The sequence below is a fragment of the Helicobacter pylori genome (genome assembly GCF_017594925.1).
Lineage (GTDB): Bacteria > Campylobacterota > Campylobacteria > Campylobacterales > Helicobacteraceae > Helicobacter > Helicobacter pylori_DP.
The window spans coordinates 1-25617 of the sequence record NZ_JAALNT010000022.1 but is presented as its reverse complement, the minus strand read 5'-3'; the positions used below and the strand labels follow the sequence as shown (position 1 = coordinate 25617).

Sequence of the window (25617 nt, the reverse complement as noted above, 5' to 3'; positions counted from 1 at the left end):
TGAGCCTACGACAGCGTTAGATGTAACCATTCAAGCGCAGATTTTAGAATTGATGAAGGAATTGCAGCAAAAAAAAGGCACTTCTATTTTGTTTATCACCCATGATTTAGGCGTGGTGGCGCAAATCGCTGATGAAGTGGTGGTGATGTATAAAGGGCATGTGGTGGAGCAAGCGAGCGCGAAAGAGCTTTTCGCTGATCCAAGACACCCTTATACCAAAGCTCTTTTGAGCGCGATTCCTAAACCGGGCAAAGAATACCGCAAAAAACGCTTAGAAACCGTGGATGAAAATATAGATTATTTGAGTTTTCCAAAGGAGTTGCGATGAAGCTCTTAGAAATTAAAGAATTGAAAAAATCCTATGCGATAGACAGGGGGTTATTCAAGCCTAAAAGAGTGATCCATGCGCTCAATGGGATCAGTTTTGAAGTGGAACAAAATGAAGTTTTAAGCATTGTGGGGGAGAGCGGTTGCGGGAAAAGCACGACAGCCAAAATTTTAGCCGGGATTGAAAGGCAAGATAGTGGGGCGATTTATTTCAATGGCAAGCGTCATTTGCATTTTAGCAAACAGGATTGGTTTGATTACCGCAAAAAGGTGCAAATGATTTTCCAAGACCCTTATTCTAGCCTGAACCCAAGGTGGAAAGTGGGCGAGATCATCGCTGAACCCTTGCTGTTAAATTCTCATTTTTCAAAAAAAGAAATCAAAACAAAAGTGCTAGAGATCATGCAAAAGGTGGGCTTGAAATTAGAATGGATCGATCGTTACCCTCACCAATTTTCAGGCGGTCAAAGGCAACGAATCGGCATTGCTAGGGCGCTCATTTTGCATCCTAGCGTGGTGATTTGCGATGAGCCTGTGTCTGCGTTAGACGTGTCCATTCAAGCGCAAGTGTTGAATTTGCTCTTGGATTTGCAAAAAGAAATGGGGCTGACTTATATTTTTATCAGCCATGATTTAGGGGTGGTGGAGCATATTAGCGATAAAATCATCGTGATGAATCAAGGGCAAATCGTAGAAACCGGGGATGTGGATAGCGTGATAAGCGCTCCAAAGCACCCTTATACGCAGAAATTACTCAATGCGGTGCCGCATTTGGAAAAATCCATGCAAAGATTTGCCAAATAAAAGAAAGGATTTTTAAGCTGTGTTTGTAGATAGCGTGGAAATCATCATCGCTTCGGGTAAAGGGGGGCCTGGAATGGTGAGTTTTAGGCGAGAAAAGTTTGTCATCAAAGGAGGCCCTGATGGGGGCGATGGGGGCGATGGAGGCGATGTGTATTTTGAGGTGGATAACAATACCGACACTCTAGCGAGTTTTAGAGGCACTAAACACCATAAGGCTAAAAACGGGGCTCCAGGAGGCACACGAAATTGTGCGGGCAAAAAGGGCGAAGACAAAATTATTGTCGTGCCGCCAGGAACGCAAGTTTTTGTAGATGACAAGTTGTGGCTTGATTTGATCACGCCTAAAGAAAGGGTGTTAGCCTTAAAAGGAGGCAAGGGGGGGTTAGGGAATGCGCATTTTAAAAGCGCGACTAAACAACAACCCACTTACGCACAAAAAGGCTTGGAGGGGGTTGAAAAATGCGTGCGCTTGGAATTAAAGCTCATCGCTGATATAGGGTTAGTGGGCTTCCCTAATGCGGGTAAATCCACGCTCATTTCCACCATCTCTAACGCTAAGCCTAAAATCGCTAACTATGAATTTACGACTCTAGTGCCTAATTTAGGGGTTGTGAGCGTAGATGAAAAAAGCGAATTTCTAATGGCGGATATTCCTGGCATTATTGAAGGAGCTAGTCAGGGAAAAGGCTTAGGGATTAGCTTTTTAAAGCATATTGAGCGCACCAAAGTTCTAGCCTTTGTTTTAGACGCTTCTAGGTTGGATTTGGGCATTAAAGAGCAATACCAACGCTTGAGATTGGAGCTGGAAAAATTTTCACCTGCTTTAGCCAATAAGCCTTTTGGGGTGTTGCTCAATAAATGCGATGTTGTAGAAAACATTGATGAGATGACTAAGGATTTTTGCACCTTTTTAAACTTAGAAGCGCAAAAATTAAACGCGTTTGATTTAGAGCCGTATTTAGGGTTTTTGCATCCCCATTTAACCAGCGATTTTGAAAATAACCCTAATGAAAAATCAGCACTCTTTGTCTTACCCCTTTCAGCGGTTAGCGCCCTTAATGCGCATGCACTTAAATTTGTGTTGTTGGAAGCGTTACAATGAAGCCATGTTGTATTTGAAAATAGTTTAATCAAGCCAGATACACTCCACTAAATTATAGCGTGTGGGGTTGGGATTATAGAGATGCGCAAAGACACACGCATAATGTAATGGCGTGAAATTTCTGTTGTTAAAAGCGTTGCCATAAAACGCTGTTTTTTAATCAATTCAAGCAAAGGCGAGAAATGAAAAGATTTGTTTTATTCTTGTTGTTCATGTGTGTTTGCGTTTGCGTTCAAGCTTACGCTGAGCAGGATTACTTTTTTAGGGATTTTAAATCTATAGATTTGCCCCAAAAACTCCACCTTGATAAAAAGCTCTCCCAAACAATACAGCCATGCGCGCAACTTAACGCATCAAAACACTACACTGCTACTGGGGTTAGAGAGCCTGATTCTTGCACCAAGAGTTTTAAAAAATCCGCTATGGTTTCCTATGATTTAGCGCTAGGCTATTTAGTGAGCCAAAACAAACCATACGGCTTAAAAGTTAGAGAGATTTTAAACGCTTGGGCTAATGAGCTTCAAAGCGTGGATACTTATCAAAGCGAGGACAATATCAATTTTTACATGCCTTATATGAACATGGCTTATTGGTTTGTCAAAAAAGAATTTCCTAGCCCAGAATATGAAGATTTCATTAGGCGGATGCGTCAGTATTCTCAATCAGCTCTTAACACTAACCATGGGGCGTGGGGGATTCTCTTTGATGTGAGCTCTGCTTTAGCGCTAGACGATCATGCCCTTTTGCAAAGTAGCGCTAATCGGTGGCAGGATTGGGTGTTTAAAGCCATAGATGAGAATGGGGTTATCCCTAGCGCGATCACTAGGAGCGATACGAGCGATTATCATGGCGGCCCTACAAAGGGCATTAAGGGGATAGCTTATACCAATTTTGCGCTTCTTGCGCTAACTATATCAGGCGAATTGCTTTTTGAGAACGGGTATGATTTGTGGGGTAGTGGAGCCGGGCAAAGGCTCTCTGTGGCGTATAACAAAGCCGCAACATGGATTCTAAACCCTGAAACTTTCCCCTATTTCCAGCCTAATCTCATTGGGGTGCATAACAACGCCTATTTCATTATTTTAGCTAAGCATTATTCTAGCCCTAGCGCGGATGAGCTTTTAGAGCAAGGCGATTTGCATGAAGATGGCTTCAGGCTGAAACTCCGATCGCTGTGAATTTTTCTGTATTCAAGGTTATAGCGATAGCCATGCGCTTTAACCTTTTGATGAATGATTCAGAAAGTTTATTTCAGTCAGCATTATTTACAAAAAGAGTTTAAAATAAACGCAATTGTATCTTTAAGTCGTATTTAGAGTGCAAATGATTATCAAAATGAATCGTTTTAGTTGTAAGCGTGCTTGTTTACACTAAAACAATAAGCGTTATTGATAAGACCACATTAAAGGATAATGAATGAAAAAAATGGTTTTGGTATCGGTTTTACTAGCAGGATTTTTGCAAGCGGTGAATTTGGATCTATCTTCGGCTAAGCTAACATGGACAGCCTTTAAAACTAAGGCTAAAACGCCAGTAAATGGGAGCTTTGAAAGCATCACTTATAAACTGGGTAAATCTCAAGATAGTTTAAAAACCCTTTTAGAAGGGGCGAATGCGAGCATGGATAGCTTGAAAGTCAATTTAGGCGATGAATTGAAAAATAAAAATGTTAAAGAAGCTTTTTTCGCTCTTTTTAAAAACACTAACATCAAAGTAACTTTCAGGAATGTGATAGAAGGCGATCATGTAGGTTCTCTTACAGCTTATGTGAGGATGAATGAAAAGCTGGTGAAAGTGCCTATGCAATACACGATTGCTGAGGATAAGCTCGTGGTTAAAGGGGTCTTGGATCTATTGAATTTTGGCTTGAAAAACGAATTAGCGAGCTTGGCTAAACGATGCGAGAGTTTTCATGAGGGCTTGACTTGGTCGCAAGTGGAAATCCAATTTGAAAGCATGATTAAGGGATAATGTAAAATCATGGAGTTGTTGCACAGCATTAATGATTTTAATGAAGCCAAGCAGGTGATCGCTGGGGGGGTCAATTCGCCTGTGAGAGCGTTTAAGAGCGTTAAAGGCACTCCCCCCTTTATTTTAAAAGGTAAGGGGGCGTATCTTTATGATGTGGATAACAACCACTATATAGATTTTGTGCAAAGTTGGGGGCCTTTGATTTTTGGGCATGCGGATGAAGAGATTGAAGAAAATATTATTAATGCATTAAAAAAAGGCACTTCTTTTGGCGCTCCCACAGAATTAGAAACCACTTTAGCTAAGGAAATCATTTCTTGTTATGAAGGCTTAGATAAGGTGCGTTTAGTGAGTAGTGGCACAGAAGCGACCATGAGCGCGATACGACTCGCTAGAGCTTATAGCCAAAAAGACGATTTGATCAAGTTTGAGGGGTGCTATCATGGGCATAGCGACTCTTTGTTGGTTAAAGCGGGTAGCGGGTGTGCTACTTTTGGCTCTCCTTCTTCTTTGGGCGTGCCGAGCGATTTTAGCAAACACACTCTAGTGGCCCGTTATAACGACTTGAACTCCACAGAAGAATGCTTTAAAAAAGGCGATGTGGGTTGCGTCATCATTGAACCCATTGCCGGGAATATGGGGTTGGTGCCGGCTCAAAAAGAGTTTTTACTGGGCTTAAAGGCCTTGTGTGAAAAATACCAAGCGGTGCTGATTTTAGATGAAGTGATGAGCGGGTTTAGAGCGAGTTTGAGCGGTTCGCAAGAATTTTATGGCGTCGTGCCGGATTTGGTAACCTTTGGTAAGGTGATAGGCGCGGGGCTTCCTTTGGCGTGTTTTGGGGGGCGTGCGGAAATTATGGACTTGCTTTCGCCCATTGGAGGCGTGTATCAAGCAGGCACTTTAAGCGGTAACCCCCTAGCGGTGTGCGCGGGGTTGAGTGCATTGTATAAAATCAAAAGAGACAAAACCCTTTATGCTCGCTTAAACGCTTTAGCCGTTCGTTTGACTCAAGGTTTAAAAAAGAGTGCTCAAAACTATAACATCGCTTTAGAGACGCTTAACATGGGGAGCATGTTTGGCTTTTTCTTTAATGAAAATGCGGTGCGTGATTTTGATGACGCTTTAAAAAGCGATACAGAAATGTTTGCGAAATTCCACCAAAAAATGCTCTTTAAAGGCGTGTATTTGGCATGTTCAAGCTTTGAAACCGGCTTTATTTGTGAGCCTATGACTGAAGAGATGATTGATTTAGTGGTTGCAAAGGCTGATGAAAGTTTTGATGAAATCATAAAAGGTGTGTGAATTTTTTGAAAAAGCCAAAGTATTATAAATTCATAGAGGGGGCGAATTATTTGAGCTTAGGGCTGTCTATGGTGGTAGCGATCCTTATGGGCGTGGCTATAGGCTATGGGCTTAAAAAGATCACTCACATTTCGTGGCTTTTTTGGCTTGGGGTTATTTGGGGCGTGTTAGCGAGCTTTCTCAATGTCTATAAAGCCTATAAAAACATGCAAAAAGACTATGAAGAACTAGCCAAAGACCCTAAATACACACAAAATAAAACAAAATAAATCCAATCAAATCCCATGTGCCAAATCCAATGCTTGCTTATTTTACTTTTTATCAATATAGTTAGCGCGATCATCGTTTATTTTTTCCAAGCGTTTCAAGGGGTTTTGAATTTTGAAGGGGGGTTTTTAGGGTTTTTTATCGTGGCGTTGTCTTCGTATTACGGCGTTAAAAAGCGTTTGTATTTAAGGAAACAAAATTCAGGAGAAAAAGAAGAAAAGCAAAAATTCCAAAAATTCGCCCTGGGCTTGGAAATGTCTTTTAATGTGTGGCGTTTAGGGGGGTATGGGGTTTTACTAGGCATTTTAGGAACGCTTTTATTCTTGCATCTTTTTAACGGATTGTCGTTTCTTATTGGCGTGTTTGTGAGTTCGCTCTCTAGCGCGTTATTACGATTCTTAAACAATAATGGTAAGTTTTGACACAAACTCATATGGATTTTAACCCCTTTAATCCTCTTTTAATTTTCAATCCTATACAATAAAAACAAAAATGGGAGTGGATCTTGAAAACAAAAAATCCCGCTAAAAGAATCCTAAAAACCGCCGTGATTCAAATGCAATCCAAACCCTACGCCTTAAATGAAAACCTGCAATTAGCGCTCAACCTAGCCAAAGAAGCCCACGACAAAGGCGCGAATCTCATTGTTTTACCGGAATTGTTTGATAGCGGTTATTTCGTGAATGATAAAGACGCGGATTTTGGGTTGGATTTTAAAGCGATAGAGCATAGCGAGCTAAAAAGCGAGACTTTGAGAGCGTTAAGCGATTTTGCGAAATCTAGCGATACGCATATTGTGGCGTGCAGCATTGAAAAAACGGATAAAAAACTCTACGACAGCGCTTATATCATTCCGCCAAAAGGCGGGATTTCCGGAAAACACCGCAAGATTTATTTGTGGGGCGATGAAAAATCACGCTTCAAAAGGGGCAAAAAATACGAGGTTTTTACGCTGGATTTTGGGGATTTTAGCGCGAAAGTGGGTTTGCAAATTTGCTATGAAATCGGCTTTGGCGTGGGTGCGAATTTGCTTGCGTTACAAGGAGCAGAGGTTTTAATCTATCCTAGCGCGTTTGGTAAAGCTAGGGCTTATAATTGGGATTTATTGAGCAAAGCTAGAGCGTTAGAAAATGGCTGTTTTGTGTGCGCGTGCAATCATAGCGGGGAAGAAACTAACGCTCAATTGAAACAAACGCTAGAGTTTGCCGGTGATTCAAGAATCATCGCACCCAATGGGAAAATCATCGCGCAAGCCACCAAGCTTAATGAAGTCATTTTCGCTGAAATGGATTTAAACGAAGTGGCACTGCAACGCCAAAAAATCCCTTATTTACAAGATTTTGACACCAAACTCACCAAAAAGGGGTTTGGAAAATTCACTTAAAAAGGAGCGATTATGGCAAAAGAAATTTTAGTGGCTTATGGTGTGGATATTGATGCGGTGGCTGGTTGGTTAGGGAGCTATGGTGGGGAGGATTCGCCTGATGATATTTCGCGCGGACTTTTTGCTGGGGAAGTGGGAATCCCACGGCTTTTGAAATTGTTTAAAAAATACCATCTCCCTGCGACTTGGTTTGCGCCGGGGCATTCTATTGAAACTTTTCCAGAGCAAATGAAAATGATCGTGGATGCAGGGCATGAAGTGGGTGCACATGGGTATTCGCATGAAAACCCTATCGCTATGACGGCCAAGCAAGAAGAATATGTTTTGTTAAAAAGCGTTGAATTGATTAAAGATCTCACCGGCAAAGCTCCCACAGGCTATGTGGCGCCGTGGTGGGAGTTTTCTAATATCACTAATGAATTGCTTTTAAAACACGGCTTCAAATACGACCACTCGCTCATGCACAATGATTTTACGCCCTATTATGTGCGCGTGGGGGATAGTTGGAGCAAGATTGATTATAGTTTGGAGGCCAAAGATTGGATGAAGCCTTTGATTCGTGGGGTGGAAACCGATCTAGTGGAAATCCCTGCGAACTGGTATTTGGACGATTTGCCGCCGATGATGTTTATCAAAAAATCCCCCAATAGTTTTGGTTTTGTAAGCCCGCGCGATATAGGGCAAATGTGGATCGATCAATTTGATTGGGTTTATCGTGAGATGGATTATGCGGTGTTTAGCATGACAATCCACCCTGATGTGAGCGCCCGTCCGCAAGTGTTACTCATGCATGAAAAAATCATTGAGCATATCAACAAGCATGAGGGCGTGCGTTGGGTAACGTTCAATGAAATCGCTGATGATTTCTTAAAACGAAACCCTAGAAAAAAATAGCGATAACGCCAAAAGATTTTTGGCGTTTGATTAAAAGGTTGAAAGATGTGCGTTTTATGCGGGGAGCTTATCAGTTCTTTTCATTGGACCGATGAAAATTATGGGACCAATGGGAGCGATAGTTATGAGATTGATGAAAATTTGAGAGAGCCAAATGCGCTTATTAGCGCGAATGAAAACGCCAGAGAACGCAAAAGAGCACGGCTCAAACGAGTGGGATTGCTCAATCAAATTTTGGCGTTTTATGGGCTAAAAATTGGTGATTGGCAAGGCACGAAATTTGTGCTGTGCGATAAAAAAGGGCAAAGCGTGATCGTGAATGATTTAGGCGATTTGTGGGATAAGGCGCAAAATTTAGCCAAAAAAAAGATGGACGCGCTAGATTCTAATCTGTTAGCGTTTTTAAATCAAAACCCACACGCCACTCGCTGATGCCTAAAATCCCTATCACGCTCATCACCGGTTTTTTAGGTAGCGGTAAAACGAGTTTTTTAAGCGAATATTTAAACCAAACAGATCACCAAGGCGTTGCCCTTATCATCAATGAAATCGGTCAAGCCGCCTTGGATCAACGCATCTTAAGCGTTCAATATTGCGGTGAAAAAATGCTCTATCTTAACGCAGGGTGCGTGTGTTGCAACAAACGCTTAGATTTAGTGGAGTCTCTAAAAGCCACGCTCAATAACTATGAATGGCGTGGCGAAATTTTAAAGCGCATCATCATTGAAACCACCGGTTTAGCCAACCCGGCGCCGATTTTATGGACGATTTTGAGCGACACTTTTTTAGGGGTGCATTTTGAAATTCAAAGCGTGGTGGCTTGCGTGGATGCACTGAATGCTAGAGAGCATTTAACCAACAATGAAGCTAGAGAGCAAATCGTTTTTGCTGATAGCGTTTTGTTGACCAAAACGGATTTGCAAAACGACAGCAGGGCTTTAATCAAATTAAAAGAGCGGATACAAGCCCTTAACCCTAGCACAGAAATTTTTGACAAGAAAAATATAGATTACGAAAGCTTTTTTTTACGCAACAATAGGGCACGAAATTTTATGCCAAGAATGCCAAAAGATTCGCACTCGCAAGGCTTTGAGACTTTAAGCATCAGGTTTGAAGGGGCGATAGAGTGGAGCGCGTTTGGGATTTGGCTGAGTTTGTTGTTGTATCAATACGGCACGCAGATTTTACGCATCAAGGGGATTATTGATATTGGAAGCGATCTTTTGGTGAGTATTAACGGCGTGATGCATGTCATTTACCCGCCTAAGCATATTTTAAAGGATCAAAACGGCTCTAACCTCGTTTTTATCATGCGCCATTTAGAGCGTGAAAAAATCTTAAATTCCTTAAAGGGTTTTAAGGATTTTCTCGGCATCAAGGGTTTTGAAACCCCATAATTTTTCTATTTATGGATAGCTGTTTGCATTTTAATAGGGAAAAGAACGATGAAGCTTAAAACCAAACACACCCCACAAATGACAAAAATCAAAACATAGCCCAAATCCCCTAAAAAGATCGTAAAAAGATACGAGAAAAGCGCTTGGAAAATGCCAAAAGAAAACACCACCCACGAAGACGCTTGAGCGAAATGCTTCGCGCCTGCAATTTTTAAAGCCATCATGCTGAATAAATTGATATTGGCGGTTGTGGCCGCTCCCATTATAAAGATGCTTAAATTGAGTAAAGAGATTTGGTGGAAAAAAATAGGCAAAAAGCATGCGATAGATTTTAAAATAAGGATAAAGATATTGGCGTTTTTAGCCCCTAGCTTTTGAGCCATGGGGCCGCTGATTAAAGAGCCAAGCGTGGCTCCAAAGCCAAAAAACGCCCATGAAGTCCCAGCGATAGTGGGGGAGATATTTAAATGACGGATCAAATAATCCACCCAAAAAAGCGTGTGCGGTAAAAAACCAATCGCATTGAGTGCGCAAGAAATGAGCAATAACCACAAATGAAAGGGGATTTTAAACGTGCTTTCTTCTTTTTTAACGGATTTTTTCCTTAAAGAACGGGTTTTTAACCCCACTAAGGAAAGGATAAAGGCTATCAAACAACTGCCCCCTAAAAAAATCCATGCCCATTTGATATTATAAGAGCTGATCCAAGGCAGAACAAACCCGCTAAAGACAGATCCAATGCCTACAGCGCTAAAAATAAGCCCTCCCACTAAGGCTTTTTTATGTTCTTTGACATAGGGCAAAGAGAGAGGAGCGACTAAAATCATTAACGCACTACTAGCCACACCGGCGATAAAACGCCAGATCCAAAGCCAAAAGAAAGGGATACTATCAAAATAACAGACTAAAAAACTCAAAGCGATCAAACCAAAACTGATTTTAGCGATGCTTTCTAATGACATTAACGGGCTTAAAAATTGGATTAAGAAACTCCCAAAAACATAGCCCATTAGCACCGCAATACCCAGTTGGAAGCTTTGGTGTGGGGTTAAACTCCCTGATAAAATGAGTAGGGGGATTAAAACCACATAGCCAAAACGAGCCAAGCCGTTAGACACAAAAACCCCTAAAAAGCAAACAAACACGCGCATTTTGATCCTTAACAAACGACAAGTTATAAAAAAACAAGATCTTATATTATATTGAAACTTGTTAATTGATAGTGCATAATGGGAGCGAGATAAGAATAAATTTAAGGATTATCCTTTTATCAATACCCGTATCGCTAAAGAGACCCCACGATTGAATGAAAAAAGAGTTGGTTATTAGCGTTATAGAGCTTGTTTCAAAAGCGCTTCATAAAAACAAGGCTTCTACTAGAATAGGGCTTCTTTGCGGTGGTGATCAATTGATGAAACAGAGATTTAACTATGGGCTAGGCTTAAAAAGAGTACCACTGAATAGCATGAAAGCGTTTTTTTGTCATTTTGGAAAAATTTTGTCATTTTTTTTGTTTTTGGTGCTTTTTGTTTGGTGTTAGCCTAATAAAAAGGCTTTTAGCATTTTTTAAGATTAAATAGTAAAGAACTTGATTTTGCCATAACCTCTTTAAAAAGCGATCTTCTGGGGCGTTTGCCCCTTATTAGTGAGAAAGCTTATTTTTTGTGGGGGAAATTGTGTGGGTTGCCTTTATCCCCAACATAAGCGATTTTATCGCCTAGAATATCATAAGCTTGACCAAAGCCTTTCACAAAACGCCCTTCTTTGAAATCCAATGCGATCAAATGGAAATCTTGCATGGTGCGAATGGTTTTAATGCCCCCAGCGCCACCGGTTTTTTCAATGAAAGAATCAAACGCTTTGTCAAACTCCGCCCCTCTTTCAATAAAACGAGCGTTGGTTTTATAACGCAAGCGTTTCCTCAAAATAGCTGATTTAGCCTTGCTTTCATCTTCTAAAAACATCACTTCCACATTGTGGGGGTTGTTTTTAAGGCCGGCAAAATGCTCAGCCACTTCGCTCACATAAATGTAGTATTGTTTGCCATCTGTCATTAAAGGCGCATAAGAGCATACCACATGCCCATTAGGGTGTAAGGTCGCTAAACAAACAGAATCAAAGCTTCCTTTAAAGGCTTTAACCTCTTCTTCCACGCCTTTTAAATCATGGGTTTTTTCCACGCTTTGGCACAATTCAATGATCGCGTTTTTGTAGTCTTTGGGGTCTTTAACTTCGTGGTTAAATTCAATCCTTAAGGTTTGATTGTGGTTATAACCAATCACAATGCCTTGAGAATCCACGCTTTTAAAGGCGACATTTTCAGCGTGATGGACTTGCCCGAATTTTTTCAACAAACCTTTCATGTCTTCTACATGGTGAGCGTTCATGTGTTCTATAATACGATTAAGCATAATATTCTCCTTAGTTTCAAAAAATAAGGGGAATGTTATAACAAAAAATTAAATATTGGCTTAATCTTTAGCGGAAATTTTAGTTTTGATTTCTATGCCTAAAAGTTTAAAGGCGTTAGTTAAACTCAAGCTCACCATTAAACAAATTTTTAAAAGCTCTTTCGCTTTAGGAGTGTCTAAGATTTTGCCAGCGTTATAGAAGCGGTGGAATTCTGAAGCGAGAGTTTTTGCGTATTCGCACATTTTTTGCAAGCCGTATTCTTCAAAAGAAGATTCAACCGCCTTAGGCAAGCTTAAAGCGCTAAAAAGCAGGTATTTTTCTTCGGCGTTTAAATTGGTTAAAGGGGTTTGCAAAACCTCTTCTTTAGAAAAAGGCGATTTTTCTAGCATGGTGTGGATGCGTGAATTAGCGTAATGGATATAGTAAATGGGGTTTGAGCTGTCTTGCTTTTTTAAAGTATTGACATCAAATTCTAAATGGGTGTCAAGCCGTTTGCTCAAAAAAATAAACCTTAAAGCGTCCTTACCCACATCATCAACCACATCTTTAATCAAAATAAAATTACCCGCTCTTTTACTCATCTTGTAAGGCTCGTTATCTTTGAGCAGGCGCACCATTTGAGCGAGTAAGACTTCAAGTTTGTTGGAATCATAGCCCAAAAACTCAAGGCTGGCTTTCACTCTAGCGATATAGCCGTGGTGGTCTGCCCCCCAAATGTTGATATATTTGGTGTAGTTTTGCTTGAATTTTTCATCATGATAGACAATATCGCCGGCTAAATAAGTGCAACTTTTATCTTCTTTAATGAGTACCCGATCGCTTTCATCTTGGTAGAGTGAAGATTTGATCCAGATTTTAGAATCCTTTTCATAAAGGGCGTTCGCTTTTTCTAATCGCTCAAACACCGCATCTTTATGTTTAAAAATTTCTTTTTCGCTCGCATAGGAATCAAAATGAATGCCTAAAGCGTCTAAATTATCTTTAATTTCTAAAAGCATCAGATCCTTAGCATAGCCGCTTAAAACCTCAATAATCGTCTCTTTATTTTCTTTAAAAAGGCTTGGCTCTAAATCGTTGTTCGCCTTTTTGGCGATTTCAATGATGTATTCGCCTTTGTAAAAGACTTCCGGATAAGTTACGCTTTCTTTTAAAACATGCTCTCTGTAAGCGAGCCATACCGAAAGCCCTAACAAGCGGATTTGAGAACCCATGTCATTGACATAATATTCGCACAAGACTTCATGCCCTAAAAAGCGAGCGATTTTAGCCAAACTATCGCCAAACACCGCCCCTCTAGCATGCCCTATGTGTAAAGGCCCTGTGGGGTTAGCGCTCACAAATTCTAAAAAGATTTTTTGAGAATGTTCGTTTTTAACTTGAGAGCCAAATTGTTCTTTTAATTCTAAAGCCTTTTGGGTGAAACGCTCTAAAAGATCTAAAGAAAGCGTGAAATTGATATAGCCCTTACAAGCCACTACGCTGTCAAAAAACCCTTGAGTTTTTTCGTGTGTGCTGATTTTAAGGGCTAACTCTTCAGCGATGACTAAGGGCGATTTTTTAAAAACTTTGGCGAGATTGAAAGCAATGGGCGTAGCGTAATGCCCATGCTCTCTGTCTTTAGGGTATTCAATAATGACTTCAGCTTCTAAAATCTCTTCTAAAACGCCCTTAATGAGAGTGTGCATGTTCAACTTTCTTGTTTGCTTTTAATCTCGCTACTCTCATGCACTTTGGTTTGTGCTGCTTGAGCGTCTAGGGTTTTTGGCTCGTTTTTAGCCTCTTCTTCATCGTCTTTCACGGCTTTTTTGAAATTCTTAATCCCACTGCCTAAACCTTTAGCCAACTCTGGGATCTTTTTAGCCCCAAACAACAACACAATCACTAATAAAACAATGACCCAATGCCATATGCTTGTGAATCCGCCCATATTTTACTCCTTAAACTATTGGTTGGTTTTTGTTTGAATTATAGCTTCTTTAAAAAATAATTGATAGGTTTTATAAGGATTCGTTTTTCCAAGCCTTGCATATTTTTTCAAAATTAAACGCTTTTAAGCGATAGACTAAAGTTTTTGCGATGCTTAAGATGATTTCTTTGGATTTTTCTAAATCTTCATTGATGATGAGGTAATCAAAGCTCTCCAAGCACTGCATTTCTTTATAAGCGTTGATCAAGCGTTTTTCTATCGTCTCTTTAGAATCCGTCCCCCTTAAAAGCAAGCGCTCTTTTAAAATCTCTTGGTTTTTGGTGCTAATAAAGACTGAGCATGCGTTAGGGTAATGCTTTTTAAGGATTTCATGCCCTTGCACATCAATATCAAAAATGACGATTTTGCCCTCTTTTAAGGCTTTTTCTACAGGGATTTTAGAAGTGCCATAGTAGTGGTTATGCACGATCGCCCATTCTAAAAACTGCCCTTTTTCTATGCCTTGTTTGAATTCTTCTTCGCTGACAAAATTGTAATGCAAGCCATCAACTTCGCCCTCTCTGGGTTTCCTCGTGGTGGTGGAAAGGGAAAAATGGGTTTTTGGGATTTTTTCTTGCAAATACTTTGTAAGGGTGCTTTTACCCGCTCCGCTAGGGCCTGAAAGGATGAGTAAATTAAAATCATTATGCATCAGGTTTCTTATCCTCTAAAGTGATTTTAATGCTTAAGGTTTTGTTTTCTAAAAGGCTTTTTAAGGACTCTTGATTGAGACTTTTTAATAAATCCTGTAAGTTTAAGCGCAATTCTAGGGGGCTGGAAGTTTTATCGCTTTCTTCTTTTTCTTGCGGGGTTTCTGTGGCATTCTCATTCTTGGAGGTTTCTGTAACACTCTCTTTAGGGGTTTCTGTGTCGTTCTCATTATTAGGAGTTTTTGCAACGGCTTCATTCAAAAAGGGCAATTCTTCCCCCATCGCTTTAGCCATCACCGGCTCAGGAATGTCTTCAATGCTTTCGTAATGGTCTTCTTGGGGTTTTTCATCTTGGGTTTGTGGCATTTCTTTTTCTTGGGTTTCTTGGGTTTCTTCTTGTGGGGTTTCTTTTTCTTGCACTTGGGGGATTTCTAATTCTTGCGGTGTTTCTGTATCTTCTTGTTTTTCTTTTTCTTGGGGCGTTTCTGCGTTTTCTTGTTTTTCTAATTCTTGTGCTTGGGTTTCTTGGAGAGCTTCTGCACTTTCTTGCGTTTTTTCTTTAGGAATTTCTAATTCTTGTGCTTGGGTTTTTTCGGTAACAACTTCTTGGATTTCTTTATCTTGTGGAATTTCTGTGCTTTCTTGCGTTTTTTCTTTATTCTCTTGGCCGTTAGAGTTTTCTTGGATTTCTTTGACTAATTCTTGCATGGCTTCTAATTCTTGCGCGCTTGGGGAATCTTGCGTTTCTTCTTGTTTTTTCTCCTTATTTTCTTGCGTTTCTTCTTTGATCTCTTCCTTAACTTCTTTTTGCGTTTCTTCTTTAGGGATTTCTAATTTTTCTTGCGTTTCCAACTCTTTAGAAACTTCTTCATCTTTGGGAGTTTCATCACCCTCTTGCGTTTCATCATCTTTAGGCTTTTCTTCTTGGAGCGTTTCTTTAACCTCTTCTTTTTCTTCTTGTTTAACCTCTTCTTTTTCTTCTTGCGCATCTAAAGTGGGGAGTAACTGCTCTTCATTGTTAGGCTCTTCTTTGGCTAGGGCTTCTAAATCGCCTAAATTTTCTAATTCGTCCCAATTGGTTTCTAAAACTTCTTGAGTTGGGTCTAAATTCTGGCTAGGCTCTAGCTCGCTTGCGTTAGAACCAAGCTTTTTTTGAAGGACTTTCAACATTTCAGTGGGTAAAAAAGGTTTTTTGATTTTCATCTCAAAGCCCTCTAAAAAGGGCTGCGCTTCATTGCCCTTTTTATACATGCACACGCTGTTTTTATTTTGAGAGATGATTTCTTTTAATTCTAGCCAATCCACTTGGTCTAGTTTTTCCAAACATTCATCATCGGCTATCAAAAGCCATTCTGGATCTTTTTTAAGGTGTGCGGACAGCTCTTGATAGTGGTTAAAATTTTCTATAGATAATTCTAATTTCTTAGAGACACTCTCAAGCAGTTTTGCGATCATGGGGTTTTGGTTGAATAGAATCATTTTCATTTTAGGGACTCCTTATTTGATAAGAAACGCTTCTTTAAGCCTATCAATTTTTATCGCTTTTTTTAAATCTTTTATTATAATCAAAAATCCACTTGGTTGGTTGTTTTTATCATGAGTGTAATTTAAAATAAGGATCATTTGATGTTCAACAAGTTTAAAAAAATCGTTGGCGTGGGCGTGTTAGTGGGCTGTTTAGGGGTTTTGCAAGCTAAAAACAGCTTATTTGTCTTACCTTATGAGCAAAGAGACGCTCTCAATGCTTTAGTTTCTGGTATTAGCAACGCCAGAGAGAGCGTGAAAATCGCTATCTATAGTTTCACGCACAGAGATATTGCAAGAGCCATTAAAAGCGTAGCGAGTAGGGGGATTAAGGTGCAAATCATTTATGATTATGAAAGCAATCACAATAACAAGCAATCCACTATTGGCTATCTGGACAAATACCCTAACACGAAAGTGTGCTTATTGAAAGGGCTTAAGGCTAAAAACGGGAATTATTACGGCATCATGCACCAAAAAGTAGCGATCATTGATGATAAAATCGTGTTTTTAGGCTCAGCGAATTGGAGCAAAAACGCTTTTGAAAACAATTATGAAGTGCTTTTAAAAACCGATGACACAGAGACAATCCTCAAAGCCAAGAGCTATTATCAAAAGATGTTAGGAAGCTGTGTTGGGTTTTAAAGCCCTTTAGAAGTGGTAATTATACCCCACATAAAAGGCAAAGACCCTACGCATTTGAACCTTGAGCGCGTCGGTGGTGTAGTATTTGTTATTAATGGTGGGGAATTTAAAGCCGATTTCAAATTCATGTTCATCTACAAATAAAGCCTTGAGACCAAAGTTAAAGAGGAATTGAAAAGAGGTGTTATCAACCGCACTGCTGTTAGTGATGCCTAACAATTCCTGCCCTTTACTGCCAATATACCAGCTATTCCCCGCAATCGCAATCCCCCCAAAAACGCCAATATCCACGCTAATATCATCTTGATAGAAACTCCCTTGGAAGAAATTCCACACCGCATCCACGCCCACGCCATAAGTGATCATGTTATTGCCGCCATAATAGCCTTTAGGGTATCTCATGCCATAGCCTTGCCAGTCTAAAAAAGCGAAATAGCGCAAACCCAAGACTTTATCCGGATGGAAAAAGTGGTTATAGCCCATGACTAAGCCAATCCCATTAGAACCCATGTTGGTGAGTTTTCTAACGCTATTAACGCTGGTTATGATATTGGTGTAACCGGTTTGATAGTTAGTAACTTCTCTAACTTCATGGATATTAGTCATTAAATTGATAGAACCTGTTTGGTAATTGAATCCCATATACAAATTTTTTGTCCAAGAAGGCGCTGCGCTTTCTTCTTTAGCTACTAAGGCGTGTGTCAGTAAGCTTGCGCCAACTAACATTTTTAACAAGGTTCTCAATTTCATCTCCTGCAAGTTAAGTTTCATTATAAAGATCTGAATTTTACAACAACTTACTCAAAATTAAGCATTTATTCTTTATAAGAGAGTATAATTTAGGGCTTAAAATAACTCAAAAGTAAGGCTAGTGGATGAAAAAAGCGCTTTATTTAGGGGCTGTTGCGTTTAGCGTTGCATTCAGCATGGCATCAGCCAATGAGCCAAAAATTGATTTTAACCCTCCCAATTATGTAGAAGAAACCCCCTCTAAAGAATTTATCCCTGAATTGAACAAGTTGGGGAGTTTGTTTGGGCAAGGCGAACGCCCTTTATTTGCGGACAGGAGAGCGATGAAGCCTAACGATTTGATCACAATCGTTGTCTCTGAAAAAGCGAGTGCGAATTATTCTAGCTCTAAAGATTATAAAAGCGCTTCAGGGGGTAATTCCACGCCCCCAAGACTCACTTATAACGGGCTAGATGAAAGAAAGAAAAAAGAAGCGCAGTATTTAGACGATAAGAATAATTACAATTTCACCAAATCCAGCAATAACACGAATTTTAAAGGCGGTGGTTCGCAAAAAAAGAGCGAAGATTTAGAGATCGTGTTGAGCGCTCGCATCATTAAGGTGCTAGAAAACGGGAATTATTTCATCTATGGGAATAAGGAAGTGCTAGTGGATGGGGAAAAGCAAATCCTCAAGGTGAGTGGGGTGATCCGTCCTTATGATATTGAAAGGAATAACACTATCCAATCCAAGTTTTTGGCTGATGCTAAGATTGAATACACGAATTTAGGGCATTTGAGCGATTCCAATAAAAAGAAATTCGCTGCTGATGCGATGGAAACCCAAATGCCTTATTAAAAAGAGCAAAGCCTAGCATGAGAGCGATCGCTATTGTTTTAGCCAGAAGTTCCAGTAAAAGGATCAAGAATAAAAATATTATTGATTTTTTCAATAAACCCATGCTCGCTTACCCCATTGAAGCGGCACTAAATTCCAAGCTCTTTGAAAAAGTGTTTATCTCTAGCGATAGCATGGAGTATGTCAATTTAGCCAAAAATTATGGGGTGAGTTTTTTGAATTTACGCCCTAAAAATTTAGCGGACGACAGAGCCACGACTTTAGAGGTGATGGCCTATCACATGAAAGAATTAGAATTAAAAGATGAAGATATTGCGTGTTGCTTGTATGGCACTTCAGTATTTTTACAAGAAAAACATTTAAAAAACGCTTTTGAAACTTTAAAAGAAAATACGGATTATGTCTTCACATGCTCTCCCTTTAGCGCTTCGCCCTATCGTTCTTTTAGCCTTGAAAACGGCGTTCAAATGGCTTTTAAAGAGCATTCAAACACGCGCACGCAAGATTTAAAAACGCTCTATCATGACGCAGGGTTGCTTTATATGGGGAAAGCTCAAGCCTTTAGGGAAATGCGGCCTATTTTTAGCCCAAATTCTATCGCTTTAGAATTATCGCCCCTAGAAGTCCAAGACATTGACACTTTAGAAGATTTAGAATTAGCCAAGCTCAAATACAGCCGTTTGAAAAACGCATGCCAGTAAAAATTTTGTGCGATGCGTTTGTAACAAGCGGTTTAGGGCATGTGAGGCGTTGTGAAAAAATCCTTTCTTTTATAGAAAAATTAGGGGTTAAAGCGAGCCTTTATTTACACAAGCAAGATAATATAAACGCTTTTTTAGAGGGTGTTGGTGGTAATGATTTTTTGATTGCAGACAGTTATTGTTTAAATTCAAAAGATTTTTACCTTTTAAAAGAAAAAGCCAAAAGCCTTATGGTCATAGAAGATGAAGAGCATGCTAAGGGGTTTTACCCTAAAAACACCAAGATCATGAATTTCACGCTGAACGCCTTAAAACACTATAGCCATGTATCTAAAGATCATTATTTGGGGGTGGGGTTTTACCCTGTTGATGCTCGTTTTATTTATGATCGCCCTATCAATACAGCAAATAAAGAAGTGCTGATCACTTTAGGGGGGAGCGAGCAAAAAACGCTCAAAGAGATAGTCAAAATTTTAGAAAATAAGAATGTGAATTTGCATATCATTTCACCTTATATCCCTAAAAATCCTCCCAAAAACGCACGCTATTACAGCCCTTTAAGCCCTTTAGAGTTCAGTTCTTTGATGAAATTTTGCACTTATGCCATTAGCGCTTCGGGTCAAACCCTCTATGAATTAGCCCTTTCTCAAACGCCCTCTCTTATCCTTCCCATTGCCTCTAATCAGATCGTTCAAAGCAAGGAATTTGAAAGCTTGGGTATTTTCAAGCAAACGAGTTTAAAAACTCTAGCTAAAGATTTTGAAAATTTACAAATTCAAAAAAATCAAGCCTGGGCAAAAAACCTGGCCTTTGGGAGTGAGCTAGAGGGCGCATTAAGGGAGTTTTTAGAAATTTGAAAAAAAATTATTCTTATAAAAATATCCAAGCGATTGATTTTACTAATTTAAACGATGGAGAAAAATTGTTGGTTTTAGAGTTTCGCAACCACCCAAATACTGCCTTATGGATGTATAGCGCTAATATTTCCTTAAAAACACATTTGCAATTCATAGAAGATCTCAAAAATTCGCCTAGCCACCGCTATTTTTTGTTTAAAGAAGAGGGCGTTTATTTAGGGGTTGGCTCTATCACTAAAATCAATTTTTTTCATAAGCATGGGTATTTGGGGATTTATAAAAACCCTTTTTTGAAAAATAAGGGAGAAACGATTTTAAAAGCCTTAGAATTTATCGCTTTTGAAGAGTTCCAATTGCATTCTTTACACCTAGAAGTGATGGAAAACAATTTCAAAGCGATCGCTTTTTATGAAAAAAACCATTATGAGTTAGAAGGGCGTTTGAAAGGCTTTATCTCTAAAGATAAGGAATTTATAGACGTTCTTTTGTATTACAAGGATAAGAAAGGATATAACGATCAATCTCCTCTAAAACTTTAGGGCAAATTTCTAGTTTTAAATCCAATACGCTTAAAGGCAATTTGCAGTCTTGTAATTTGACGCGATCTTTTGAAGTAACCAATAAGGAAGTGGCGTTATTTTGATAAAACTCTTTTTCTAAAAGCTTCAAATCAAAAGGGGCATGGTCTCTAAAATACAATTTTTTAACCACTTCTTTGGGTAAAAACGCATCAAGCCTACTGGGATTAGCGATAGCCGTTACTAAAAGCATGCGTTTGGTGGGGTGGGCGATAGAGGTGATTCTTTTATAATCCTTATCTTCTGTAATGACTAAATGGGCTTCTTTATAGCTTTCAATACTTTCTCTATACAACCCGCTAGGCAAACAAAAGGGGTAGTAGGGGGGGACTTTAGGTTTTAAAAGCAAATTGAATTGGTTGAAATTAAACCTAAAACCATCGTCTAAGAACACGATCTTTGATCCTAATTCAAGGGCTTTTAAAACGCCTAGCTCCCTTTTTTCGCTCACAATCACGCTCGCTTGTTTTAGATTTAAGGCTAAAAGATAGGCTTCATCGCCCGCTGTTTTTTGAGGAACTAAAATGTTTCCTTTAACGCTCACCACCACTAAGCCTTTAGAATCCCGTTGATACCCCCTAGAAACAACCGCCACTTCTTGGTATCTTGGAGCGATTTCTAAAATGAAGGGCGTTTTACCGCTTCCCCCAGCAATCAAGTTGCCTATGCTGATAATGGGGATTTTAAAATCATGTTTTTTAGCGGTTTTTCGTTTAATTGTGGCAATACATTGATAGATTAAAGAAAAAGGATAGAGCGCGAAAATCAACCCCTTTTGCAAAAGAGTAGGGTCATAAAAATAGCGTTCTAAAAAGGGTTTATCGCTTTTCATTCAGGGTTAAATCGTTTGGCAATAGTGGGTAATTCCAATTTAAAGGCGTTTTTTTGGATACGGTTTATGATGTTTTTTACTAAAATTTCATCATAGCCCAATTGAGTGAGCGTTTCTAAATGGATGGGCTTTGTTTGAAACAACGCTTCAATATCCTTTAATAAAGGGTCAATCACGCTATAAGGATAGCCTAAATCCTTTTCATCGCTTTGCCCCACAAATAGATCCGCGCTAGGGGGCTTATTTAAAATCTTTTTAGGGATATTCAAATGGCAAGCGAGTTCATAAACTTCGGTTTTAAACAATTCCCCAATCGGGTTAATCGCGCACGCCAAATCCCCAAATAAAGTGCCATAGCCTAGCATTCTTTCGCTTTTATTGCTCGTGCCAATGACTAAAGAATCGCTTTTTAAAGAATAATCGTATAAAAAAGCCATGCGCAATCTTGCGCAAAAATTCCCCTTTCTAATAAGGCTTGCGTCTTTAAAATGAGAGCCAAAGATTTTATCATAGGGAGCGATAGAATATTCTGTATAGGGGATAGAAAACGTTTCGCACAAATCTAGGGCGTCTGTTTTACTTTCTGGCATAGAGACTGAAGAGGGCATTAAAAGGGCATGGGCGTTTTCTTTAAAAACCTTTTGGCACAGCACCCCAACGACTGTGCTATCTAGCCCCCCGCTCAGTCCATAAACGACTTTTTTAAAGCCGCGTTTTTGAACTTCTTTTTCTAAAAAATCGCATAAATAGATGATGAGTTTTTGGTAATCTTTTTGCATGCCTTAAATTATAATAGAAAAAACGCACCGCTTAAGTGAAAAATTAGCTTTTCTTGCTATAATTATCGTTTCACTCCTTTAAAAGTGCTCGTAGCTCAGCTGAATAGAGCAACAGGTTGCGGTCCTGTAGGTCGGGGGTTTGAATCCCTCCGAGCACACCATTTTTTAACGTTCTGCATGTTTTTAAACATTATCGCTCCCATTATGGTAAAATAAATACTTGCTTAAACACGCTAGGAGATTTGATTTTGGCATTACCCGTTTATTATGATAAAGACATTGATTTAGGCGTTATCCAATCCTTACAAGTGGGCATTATTGGCTATGGCGCTCAAGGAGAAGCCCAAGCACTCAATTTGAGGGATTCTAAAGTAAAGGCGCGTATTGGCTTGTATCAAGGGAGTTTGAGCGCTTTAAAAGCAAAAAAAGAGGGTTTTGAGGTGCTAGAAATCAAAGAATTAGTCCAACAATCGGATGTGATCATGGCACTACTCCCGGATGAATTGCATAAGGAAGTGTTAGAAAAAGAAGTGATCCCTTTTTTAAAAGAAGGCCAAATTGTGGGTTTTGCTCATGGTTTTAGCGTGCATTTCAATCAGGTTATTCTTCCAAAAGGCGTGGGCGCGATTTTAGTCGCGCCAAAAGGGCCCGGGAGCGCTTTAAGAGAAGAATACCTTAAAAATAGGGGCTTATACCATTTGATCGCCATAGAGCAAGAAAGCTCAAAAAATAACGCTAAAGCGGTGGCTTTAAGCTATGCTAAAGCGATGGGTGGGGGGAGAATGGGGGTTTTAGAAACGAGCTTTAAAGAAGAATGCGAGAGCGATTTATTCGGCGAGCAAGCGGTTTTGTGTGGGGGGTTAGAAGCGATTGTGAGAATGGGGTTTGAAACCTTGATCAAGGCAGGATACCCTGAAGAATTAGCCTATTTTGAATGCGTGCATGAAGTGAAATTAGTGGCGGATTTATTGCATTATAAGGGGGTAGAGGGCTTAAGGAAGCACATTTCTAACACCGCTGAATTTGGGGCGATTAAAGCTAGAGAGCCTATGGGAAATCTGTTAGAAAAACGCATGCAAAAAATCTTAAAAAAGATTCAAAACGGCTCATTCGCTAAGGATTTTTTACTAGAAAAGAGCTTGAATTACCCTAGGCTAAACACAGAGAGGAAAGCCCTTAAAGAGACTAAAATAGAACAAATTGGGGAAATTTTACGCGCCCCATTCAATCATAAAAAATAAATCATTAAATTAAAAGGAATCATATGGCAATAGTAGTTACTATCACTTCAGGTAAGGGGGGCGTGGGTAAAAGCACCACCACGGCTAATTTGGCGATCGGCTTGGCTGAGAGCGGTAAAAAAGTCGTAGCGGTTGATTTTGACATAGGCCTTAGGAACTTGGATATGATTTTAGGCTTAGAAAATCGCATTGTTTATGATGTGGTGGATGTGATGGAAAAAAATTGCAATCTTTCGCAGGCTTTGATCACGGATAAAAAGACTAAAAACCTTTCTTTTTTAGCGGCCTCACAAAGCAAGGATAAAAATATTTTAGATAAGGAAAAAGTAGCGATTTTAATCAACGCTTTAAGGGCGGATTTTGACTATATTTTGATTGACTCACCGGCTGGGATTGAAAGCGGTTTTGAGCATGCGATTTTGCATGCGGACATGGCGTTAGTGGTGGTAACGCCGGAAGTGAGTTCCTTAAGGGATAGCGACAGAGTGATTGGCATTATTGACGCGAAGTCTAATCGGGCCAAAAGGGGCGAAGAAGTGCATAAGCATTTGATAATCAATCGCTTAAAACCTGAGTTAGTAGCAAATGGCGAGATGATTCCCATAGAAGAAGTGCTTAAAATTTTATGCTTGCCTTTAATTGGGATCATTCCAGAAGATCACCATATTATTTCAGCGACCAATAAGGGCGAGCCGGTGATTCGCACGGATTGCGAGAGCGCGAAGGCTTACCAACGCATCACCAGACGGATTTTAGGCGAAGAAGTGGAATACGTGGAATTTAAGGCTAAAAGAGGCTTTTTTAGCACGTTAAAAGGGATATTTTCATGAGTTTGTTTGATTTTTTTAAAAACAAAGGGAGCGCGGCTACCGCAACAGACAGATTGAAATTGATTCTAGCCAAAGAGCGCACCTTAAATTTACCCTACATGGAAGAGATGCGTAAAGAAATCATTGCTGTTATTCAAAAATACACTAAATCTTCAGACATCCATTTCAAAACCCTTGATACAAACCAGAGCGTGGAAACGATTGAAGTAGAGATCATACTGCCTAAATAGTTTAAAATGAAAAGCCATTTCCAATACAGCGCGCTAGAGAATATCCCTAAAGTCTTTGACATTCTCAAAGACCCCCCTAAAAAACTCTATTGTGTGGGCGATACAAAGCTTTTAGAATCGCCTTTAAAAGTGGCTATCATAGGCACAAGAAGACCCACCCCTTACAGCAAGCAACACACCATCACTCTAGCCAGAGAGCTTGCTAAAAATGGCGCGGTTATTGTGAGCGGGGGAGCGTTAGGCGTGGATATTATCGCTCAAGAAAACGCTTTGCCAAAAACCATCATGCTTTCGCCTTGCAGTTTGGATTTTATCTATCCTACGAACAATCATAAAGTGATCCAAGAAATCGCGCAAAACGGCTTGATTTTAAGCGAATATGAAAAGGATTTCATGCCCATTAAAGGCTCTTTTTTAGCCAGAAACCGCCTGGTGATCGCTTTAAGCGATGCGGTGATTATCCCCCAAGCGGATTTAAAAAGCGGCTCTATGAGCAGCGCGAGATTAGCCCAAAAATACCAAAAACCCTTATTCGTTTTACCCCAGTGCTTAAATGAGAGCGATGGCACTAATGAGCTTTTAGAAAAAGGGCAGGCTCAAGGGATATTTAATATTCAAAATTTTATAAACACCCTTTTAAAAGACTACCATTTAAAAGAAATGCCTGAAATGGAAGATGAATTTTTAGAATATTGTGCGAAAAACCCTAGCTATGAAGAAGCGTATCTCAAATTTGGGGATAAGCTTTTAGAATACGAGCTGTTGGGTAAGATCAAGCGCATCAATCATCTCGTGGTGTTAGCATGATTTTAGCATGCGATGTGGGGCTAAAACGCATTGGAATCGCTGTGCTTTTAAACGGCGTTATTTTGCCTTTAGAAGCGATTTTACGCCGCAACAAAAATCAGGCCTCTAGGGATTTGAGCGATTTGTTGAGGGAAAAAAACATTCAAGTGCTAGTGGTGGGCAAGCCTAGTGAAAATTATGCGGATACGAATATCCGCATTGAGCATTTTATCAAGCTTGTAGATTTTAAGGGCGAAATCGTTTTTATTAATGAAGATAATTCTAGCGTAGAAGCTTATGACAATTTAGAGCATTTGGGTAGGAAAAACAAGAGGCTCGCTATCAAAGACGGCCGGTTAGACTCTTTGAGCGCTTGCAGGATTTTAGAGCGCTATTATCAGCAGGTTTTAAAAAATCATTAGATCTGATTGTAATTTGATTATAATAAAGTCTAAATTTTTTAATAAAGGGAGAAGCGTCATGCTAAGTTTCAAAAAAGCCATTTTTAGAGTTTTGTGCTTGTGTTGTGTGTTGATTGGGGGGGGGGGG

32 protein-coding genes and 1 tRNA gene are annotated in these 25617 nt (G+C 39.7%); 24 read left to right on the top strand and 9 right to left on the bottom strand.

What is annotated here, in order from left to right; translation table 11 throughout:
- From G6069_RS07195 to G6069_RS07140, 12 genes are all read left to right on the top strand, one after another.
- On the top strand, window positions 1–328 hold a 328-nt coding region (locus G6069_RS07195), incomplete at its 5' end, for an oligopeptide/dipeptide ABC transporter ATP-binding protein (protein ID WP_197293842.1).
- Window positions 325–1131 (top strand): ABC transporter ATP-binding protein, encoded by an 807-nt coding sequence (locus tag G6069_RS07190; RefSeq protein WP_000770472.1) that lies wholly within the window; start codon window positions 325–327, stop codon window positions 1129–1131. The genes G6069_RS07195 and G6069_RS07190, both read left to right, overlap by 4 nt.
- Window positions 1132–1150: 19 nt before the next feature.
- Complete coding sequence (gene obgE, locus G6069_RS07185) at window positions 1151–2233, top strand: GTPase ObgE (RefSeq protein ID WP_197293841.1); 1083 nt, start codon at window positions 1151–1153, stop codon at window positions 2231–2233.
- A gap of 182 nt (window positions 2234–2415) precedes the next feature.
- On the top strand, window positions 2416–3411 hold the full coding sequence (locus G6069_RS07180; RefSeq protein ID WP_197293840.1) for an alginate lyase family protein: 996 nt from the start codon (window positions 2416–2418) through the stop codon (window positions 3409–3411).
- A 238-nt stretch (window positions 3412–3649) separates the two neighbouring features.
- Window positions 3650–4204, top strand: a complete 555-nt coding sequence (locus tag G6069_RS07175) for a YceI family protein (RefSeq protein ID WP_197293839.1) — start codon at window positions 3650–3652, stop codon at window positions 4202–4204.
- 9 nt (window positions 4205–4213) lie between these two features.
- Window positions 4214–5506, top strand: coding sequence for a glutamate-1-semialdehyde 2,1-aminomutase (gene hemL / locus G6069_RS07170; protein WP_197293838.1), 1293 nt, complete (start codon window positions 4214–4216; stop codon window positions 5504–5506).
- 5 nt (window positions 5507–5511) lie between these two features.
- Window positions 5512–5775 carry an AtpZ/AtpI family protein gene (locus G6069_RS07165; protein WP_197293845.1) on the top strand — a complete coding sequence of 88 codons (264 nt, stop codon included), beginning with the start codon at window positions 5512–5514 and terminating at the stop codon, window positions 5773–5775.
- A 15-nt stretch (window positions 5776–5790) separates the two neighbouring features.
- On the top strand, window positions 5791–6195 hold the full coding sequence (locus G6069_RS07160; RefSeq protein WP_197293837.1) for a hypothetical protein: 405 nt from the start codon (window positions 5791–5793) through the stop codon (window positions 6193–6195).
- A gap of 83 nt (window positions 6196–6278) precedes the next feature.
- Entirely contained in the window at window positions 6279–7157 is an 879-nt protein-coding gene (locus tag G6069_RS07155; protein ID WP_197293836.1) for a carbon-nitrogen hydrolase family protein, read from the top strand.
- Window positions 7158–7169: 12 nt separating this feature from the next.
- A complete protein-coding gene (locus G6069_RS07150; RefSeq protein ID WP_197293835.1) occupies window positions 7170–8051 on the top strand; it encodes a polysaccharide deacetylase family protein in 882 nt (293 codons plus the stop codon).
- Between the two features lie 45 nt (window positions 8052–8096).
- A complete protein-coding gene (locus tag G6069_RS07145) occupies window positions 8097–8483 on the top strand; it encodes a hypothetical protein (protein WP_197293834.1) in 387 nt (128 codons plus the stop codon).
- On the top strand, window positions 8483–9448 hold the full coding sequence (locus tag G6069_RS07140; protein WP_197293833.1) for a CobW family GTP-binding protein: 966 nt from the start codon (window positions 8483–8485) through the stop codon (window positions 9446–9448). The genes G6069_RS07145 and G6069_RS07140 overlap by 1 nt, the downstream gene beginning before the upstream one ends.
- A gap of 5 nt (window positions 9449–9453) precedes the next feature.
- Here the strand turns inward: G6069_RS07140 and G6069_RS07135 are convergent, their stop codons facing one another.
- Complete coding sequence (locus tag G6069_RS07135) at window positions 9454–10599, bottom strand: YbfB/YjiJ family MFS transporter (protein WP_001263642.1); 1146 nt, start codon at window positions 10597–10599, stop codon at window positions 9454–9456.
- Between the two features lie 155 nt (window positions 10600–10754).
- Here G6069_RS07135 and G6069_RS07130 point away from each other — a divergent pair, with 155 nt between their 5' ends.
- On the top strand, window positions 10755–10988 hold the full coding sequence (locus G6069_RS07130; protein ID WP_197293832.1) for a hypothetical protein: 234 nt from the start codon (window positions 10755–10757) through the stop codon (window positions 10986–10988).
- A gap of 115 nt (window positions 10989–11103) precedes the next feature.
- Here G6069_RS07130 and G6069_RS07125 read toward each other — a convergent pair whose 3' ends face one another.
- The 5 genes from G6069_RS07125 to chePep form a co-directional block, all read right to left on the bottom strand.
- Window positions 11104–11859 (bottom strand): HugZ family heme oxygenase, encoded by a 756-nt coding sequence (locus G6069_RS07125; protein WP_042636029.1) that lies wholly within the window; start codon window positions 11857–11859, stop codon window positions 11104–11106.
- A gap of 60 nt (window positions 11860–11919) precedes the next feature.
- Window positions 11920–13545, bottom strand: a complete 1626-nt coding sequence (argS, locus tag G6069_RS07120; protein ID WP_197293831.1) for an arginine--tRNA ligase — start codon at window positions 13543–13545, stop codon at window positions 11920–11922.
- Window positions 13546–13547: 2 nt separating this feature from the next.
- The gene (tatA, locus tag G6069_RS07115) at window positions 13548–13787 is read right to left on the bottom strand and encodes a twin-arginine translocase TatA/TatE family subunit (protein ID WP_000508576.1); all 240 of its coding nucleotides are present in this window, start codon (window positions 13785–13787) and stop codon (window positions 13548–13550) included.
- 70 nt (window positions 13788–13857) lie between these two features.
- A complete protein-coding gene (gene gmk, locus G6069_RS07110) occupies window positions 13858–14478 on the bottom strand; it encodes a guanylate kinase (RefSeq protein ID WP_000551231.1) in 621 nt (206 codons plus the stop codon).
- Window positions 14471–15961, bottom strand: a complete 1491-nt coding sequence (chePep, locus tag G6069_RS07105; protein WP_197293830.1) for a chemotaxis regulatory protein ChePep — start codon at window positions 15959–15961, stop codon at window positions 14471–14473. Before chePep ends, gmk begins: the two co-directional genes overlap by 8 nt.
- 141 nt (window positions 15962–16102) lie before the next feature.
- Here chePep and G6069_RS07100 point away from each other — a divergent pair, with 141 nt between their 5' ends.
- Window positions 16103–16645, top strand: a complete 543-nt coding sequence (locus tag G6069_RS07100) for a phospholipase D-like domain-containing protein (RefSeq protein WP_000482105.1) — start codon at window positions 16103–16105, stop codon at window positions 16643–16645.
- Between the two features lie 6 nt (window positions 16646–16651).
- Here the strand turns inward: G6069_RS07100 and G6069_RS07095 are convergent, their stop codons facing one another.
- Entirely contained in the window at window positions 16652–17389 is a 738-nt protein-coding gene (locus G6069_RS07095; RefSeq protein WP_197293844.1) for an outer membrane protein, read from the bottom strand.
- A 131-nt stretch (window positions 17390–17520) separates the two neighbouring features.
- Here G6069_RS07095 and flgH point away from each other — a divergent pair, with 131 nt between their 5' ends.
- From flgH to pseH, 4 genes are read left to right on the top strand one after another with little or no spacing between them, the layout of a single operon-like run.
- Complete coding sequence (gene flgH, locus G6069_RS07090) at window positions 17521–18234, top strand: flagellar basal body L-ring protein FlgH (RefSeq protein ID WP_121091850.1); 714 nt, start codon at window positions 17521–17523, stop codon at window positions 18232–18234.
- 17 nt (window positions 18235–18251) lie between these two features.
- A complete protein-coding gene (gene pseF, locus G6069_RS07085) occupies window positions 18252–18935 on the top strand; it encodes a pseudaminic acid cytidylyltransferase (protein WP_197293829.1) in 684 nt (227 codons plus the stop codon).
- A complete protein-coding gene (locus tag G6069_RS07080) occupies window positions 18926–19792 on the top strand; it encodes a CMP-N-acetylneuraminic acid synthetase (protein WP_231628139.1) in 867 nt (288 codons plus the stop codon). Before pseF ends, G6069_RS07080 begins: the two co-directional genes overlap by 10 nt.
- Entirely contained in the window at window positions 19789–20331 is a 543-nt protein-coding gene (gene pseH / locus G6069_RS07075; RefSeq protein ID WP_197293828.1) for a UDP-4-amino-4,6-dideoxy-N-acetyl-beta-L-altrosamine N-acetyltransferase, read from the top strand. The genes G6069_RS07080 and pseH overlap by 4 nt, the downstream gene beginning before the upstream one ends.
- Here the strand turns inward: pseH and G6069_RS07070 are convergent.
- Together G6069_RS07070 and G6069_RS07065 are read right to left on the bottom strand one after the other, a co-directional pair.
- A complete protein-coding gene (locus G6069_RS07070) occupies window positions 20264–21202 on the bottom strand; it encodes a tetraacyldisaccharide 4'-kinase (RefSeq protein ID WP_021173015.1) in 939 nt (312 codons plus the stop codon). The genes pseH and G6069_RS07070 overlap by 68 nt on opposite strands.
- Window positions 21199–21981, bottom strand: a complete 783-nt coding sequence (locus G6069_RS07065) for an NAD+ synthase (protein ID WP_001168273.1) — start codon at window positions 21979–21981, stop codon at window positions 21199–21201. Before G6069_RS07065 ends, G6069_RS07070 begins: the two co-directional genes overlap by 4 nt.
- Window positions 21982–22065: 84 nt before the next feature.
- Here G6069_RS07065 and G6069_RS07060 point away from each other — a divergent pair.
- The 6 genes from G6069_RS07060 to ruvX all read left to right on the top strand — a co-directional run bounded on the left by G6069_RS07060 (window position 22066) and on the right by ruvX (window position 25490).
- Window positions 22066–22142 (top strand) — tRNA-Arg (locus G6069_RS07060).
- An 87-nt stretch (window positions 22143–22229) separates the two neighbouring features.
- A complete protein-coding gene (gene ilvC / locus G6069_RS07055; RefSeq protein WP_001207731.1) occupies window positions 22230–23222 on the top strand; it encodes a ketol-acid reductoisomerase in 993 nt (330 codons plus the stop codon).
- A 23-nt stretch (window positions 23223–23245) separates the two neighbouring features.
- Entirely contained in the window at window positions 23246–24052 is an 807-nt protein-coding gene (gene minD / locus G6069_RS07050) for a septum site-determining protein MinD (RefSeq protein WP_001019049.1), read from the top strand.
- Entirely contained in the window at window positions 24049–24282 is a 234-nt protein-coding gene (minE, locus tag G6069_RS07045; protein ID WP_000051418.1) for a cell division topological specificity factor MinE, read from the top strand. The genes minD and minE overlap by 4 nt, the downstream gene beginning before the upstream one ends.
- 6 nt (window positions 24283–24288) lie before the next feature.
- Complete coding sequence (gene dprA / locus G6069_RS07040; protein WP_197293827.1) at window positions 24289–25089, top strand: DNA-processing protein DprA; 801 nt, start codon at window positions 24289–24291, stop codon at window positions 25087–25089.
- Window positions 25086–25490 carry a Holliday junction resolvase RuvX gene (gene ruvX, locus G6069_RS07035; protein ID WP_197293826.1) on the top strand — a complete coding sequence of 135 codons (405 nt, stop codon included), beginning with the start codon at window positions 25086–25088 and terminating at the stop codon, window positions 25488–25490. The genes dprA and ruvX overlap by 4 nt, the downstream gene beginning before the upstream one ends.
- Window positions 25491–25617 lie beyond the last annotated feature (127 nt).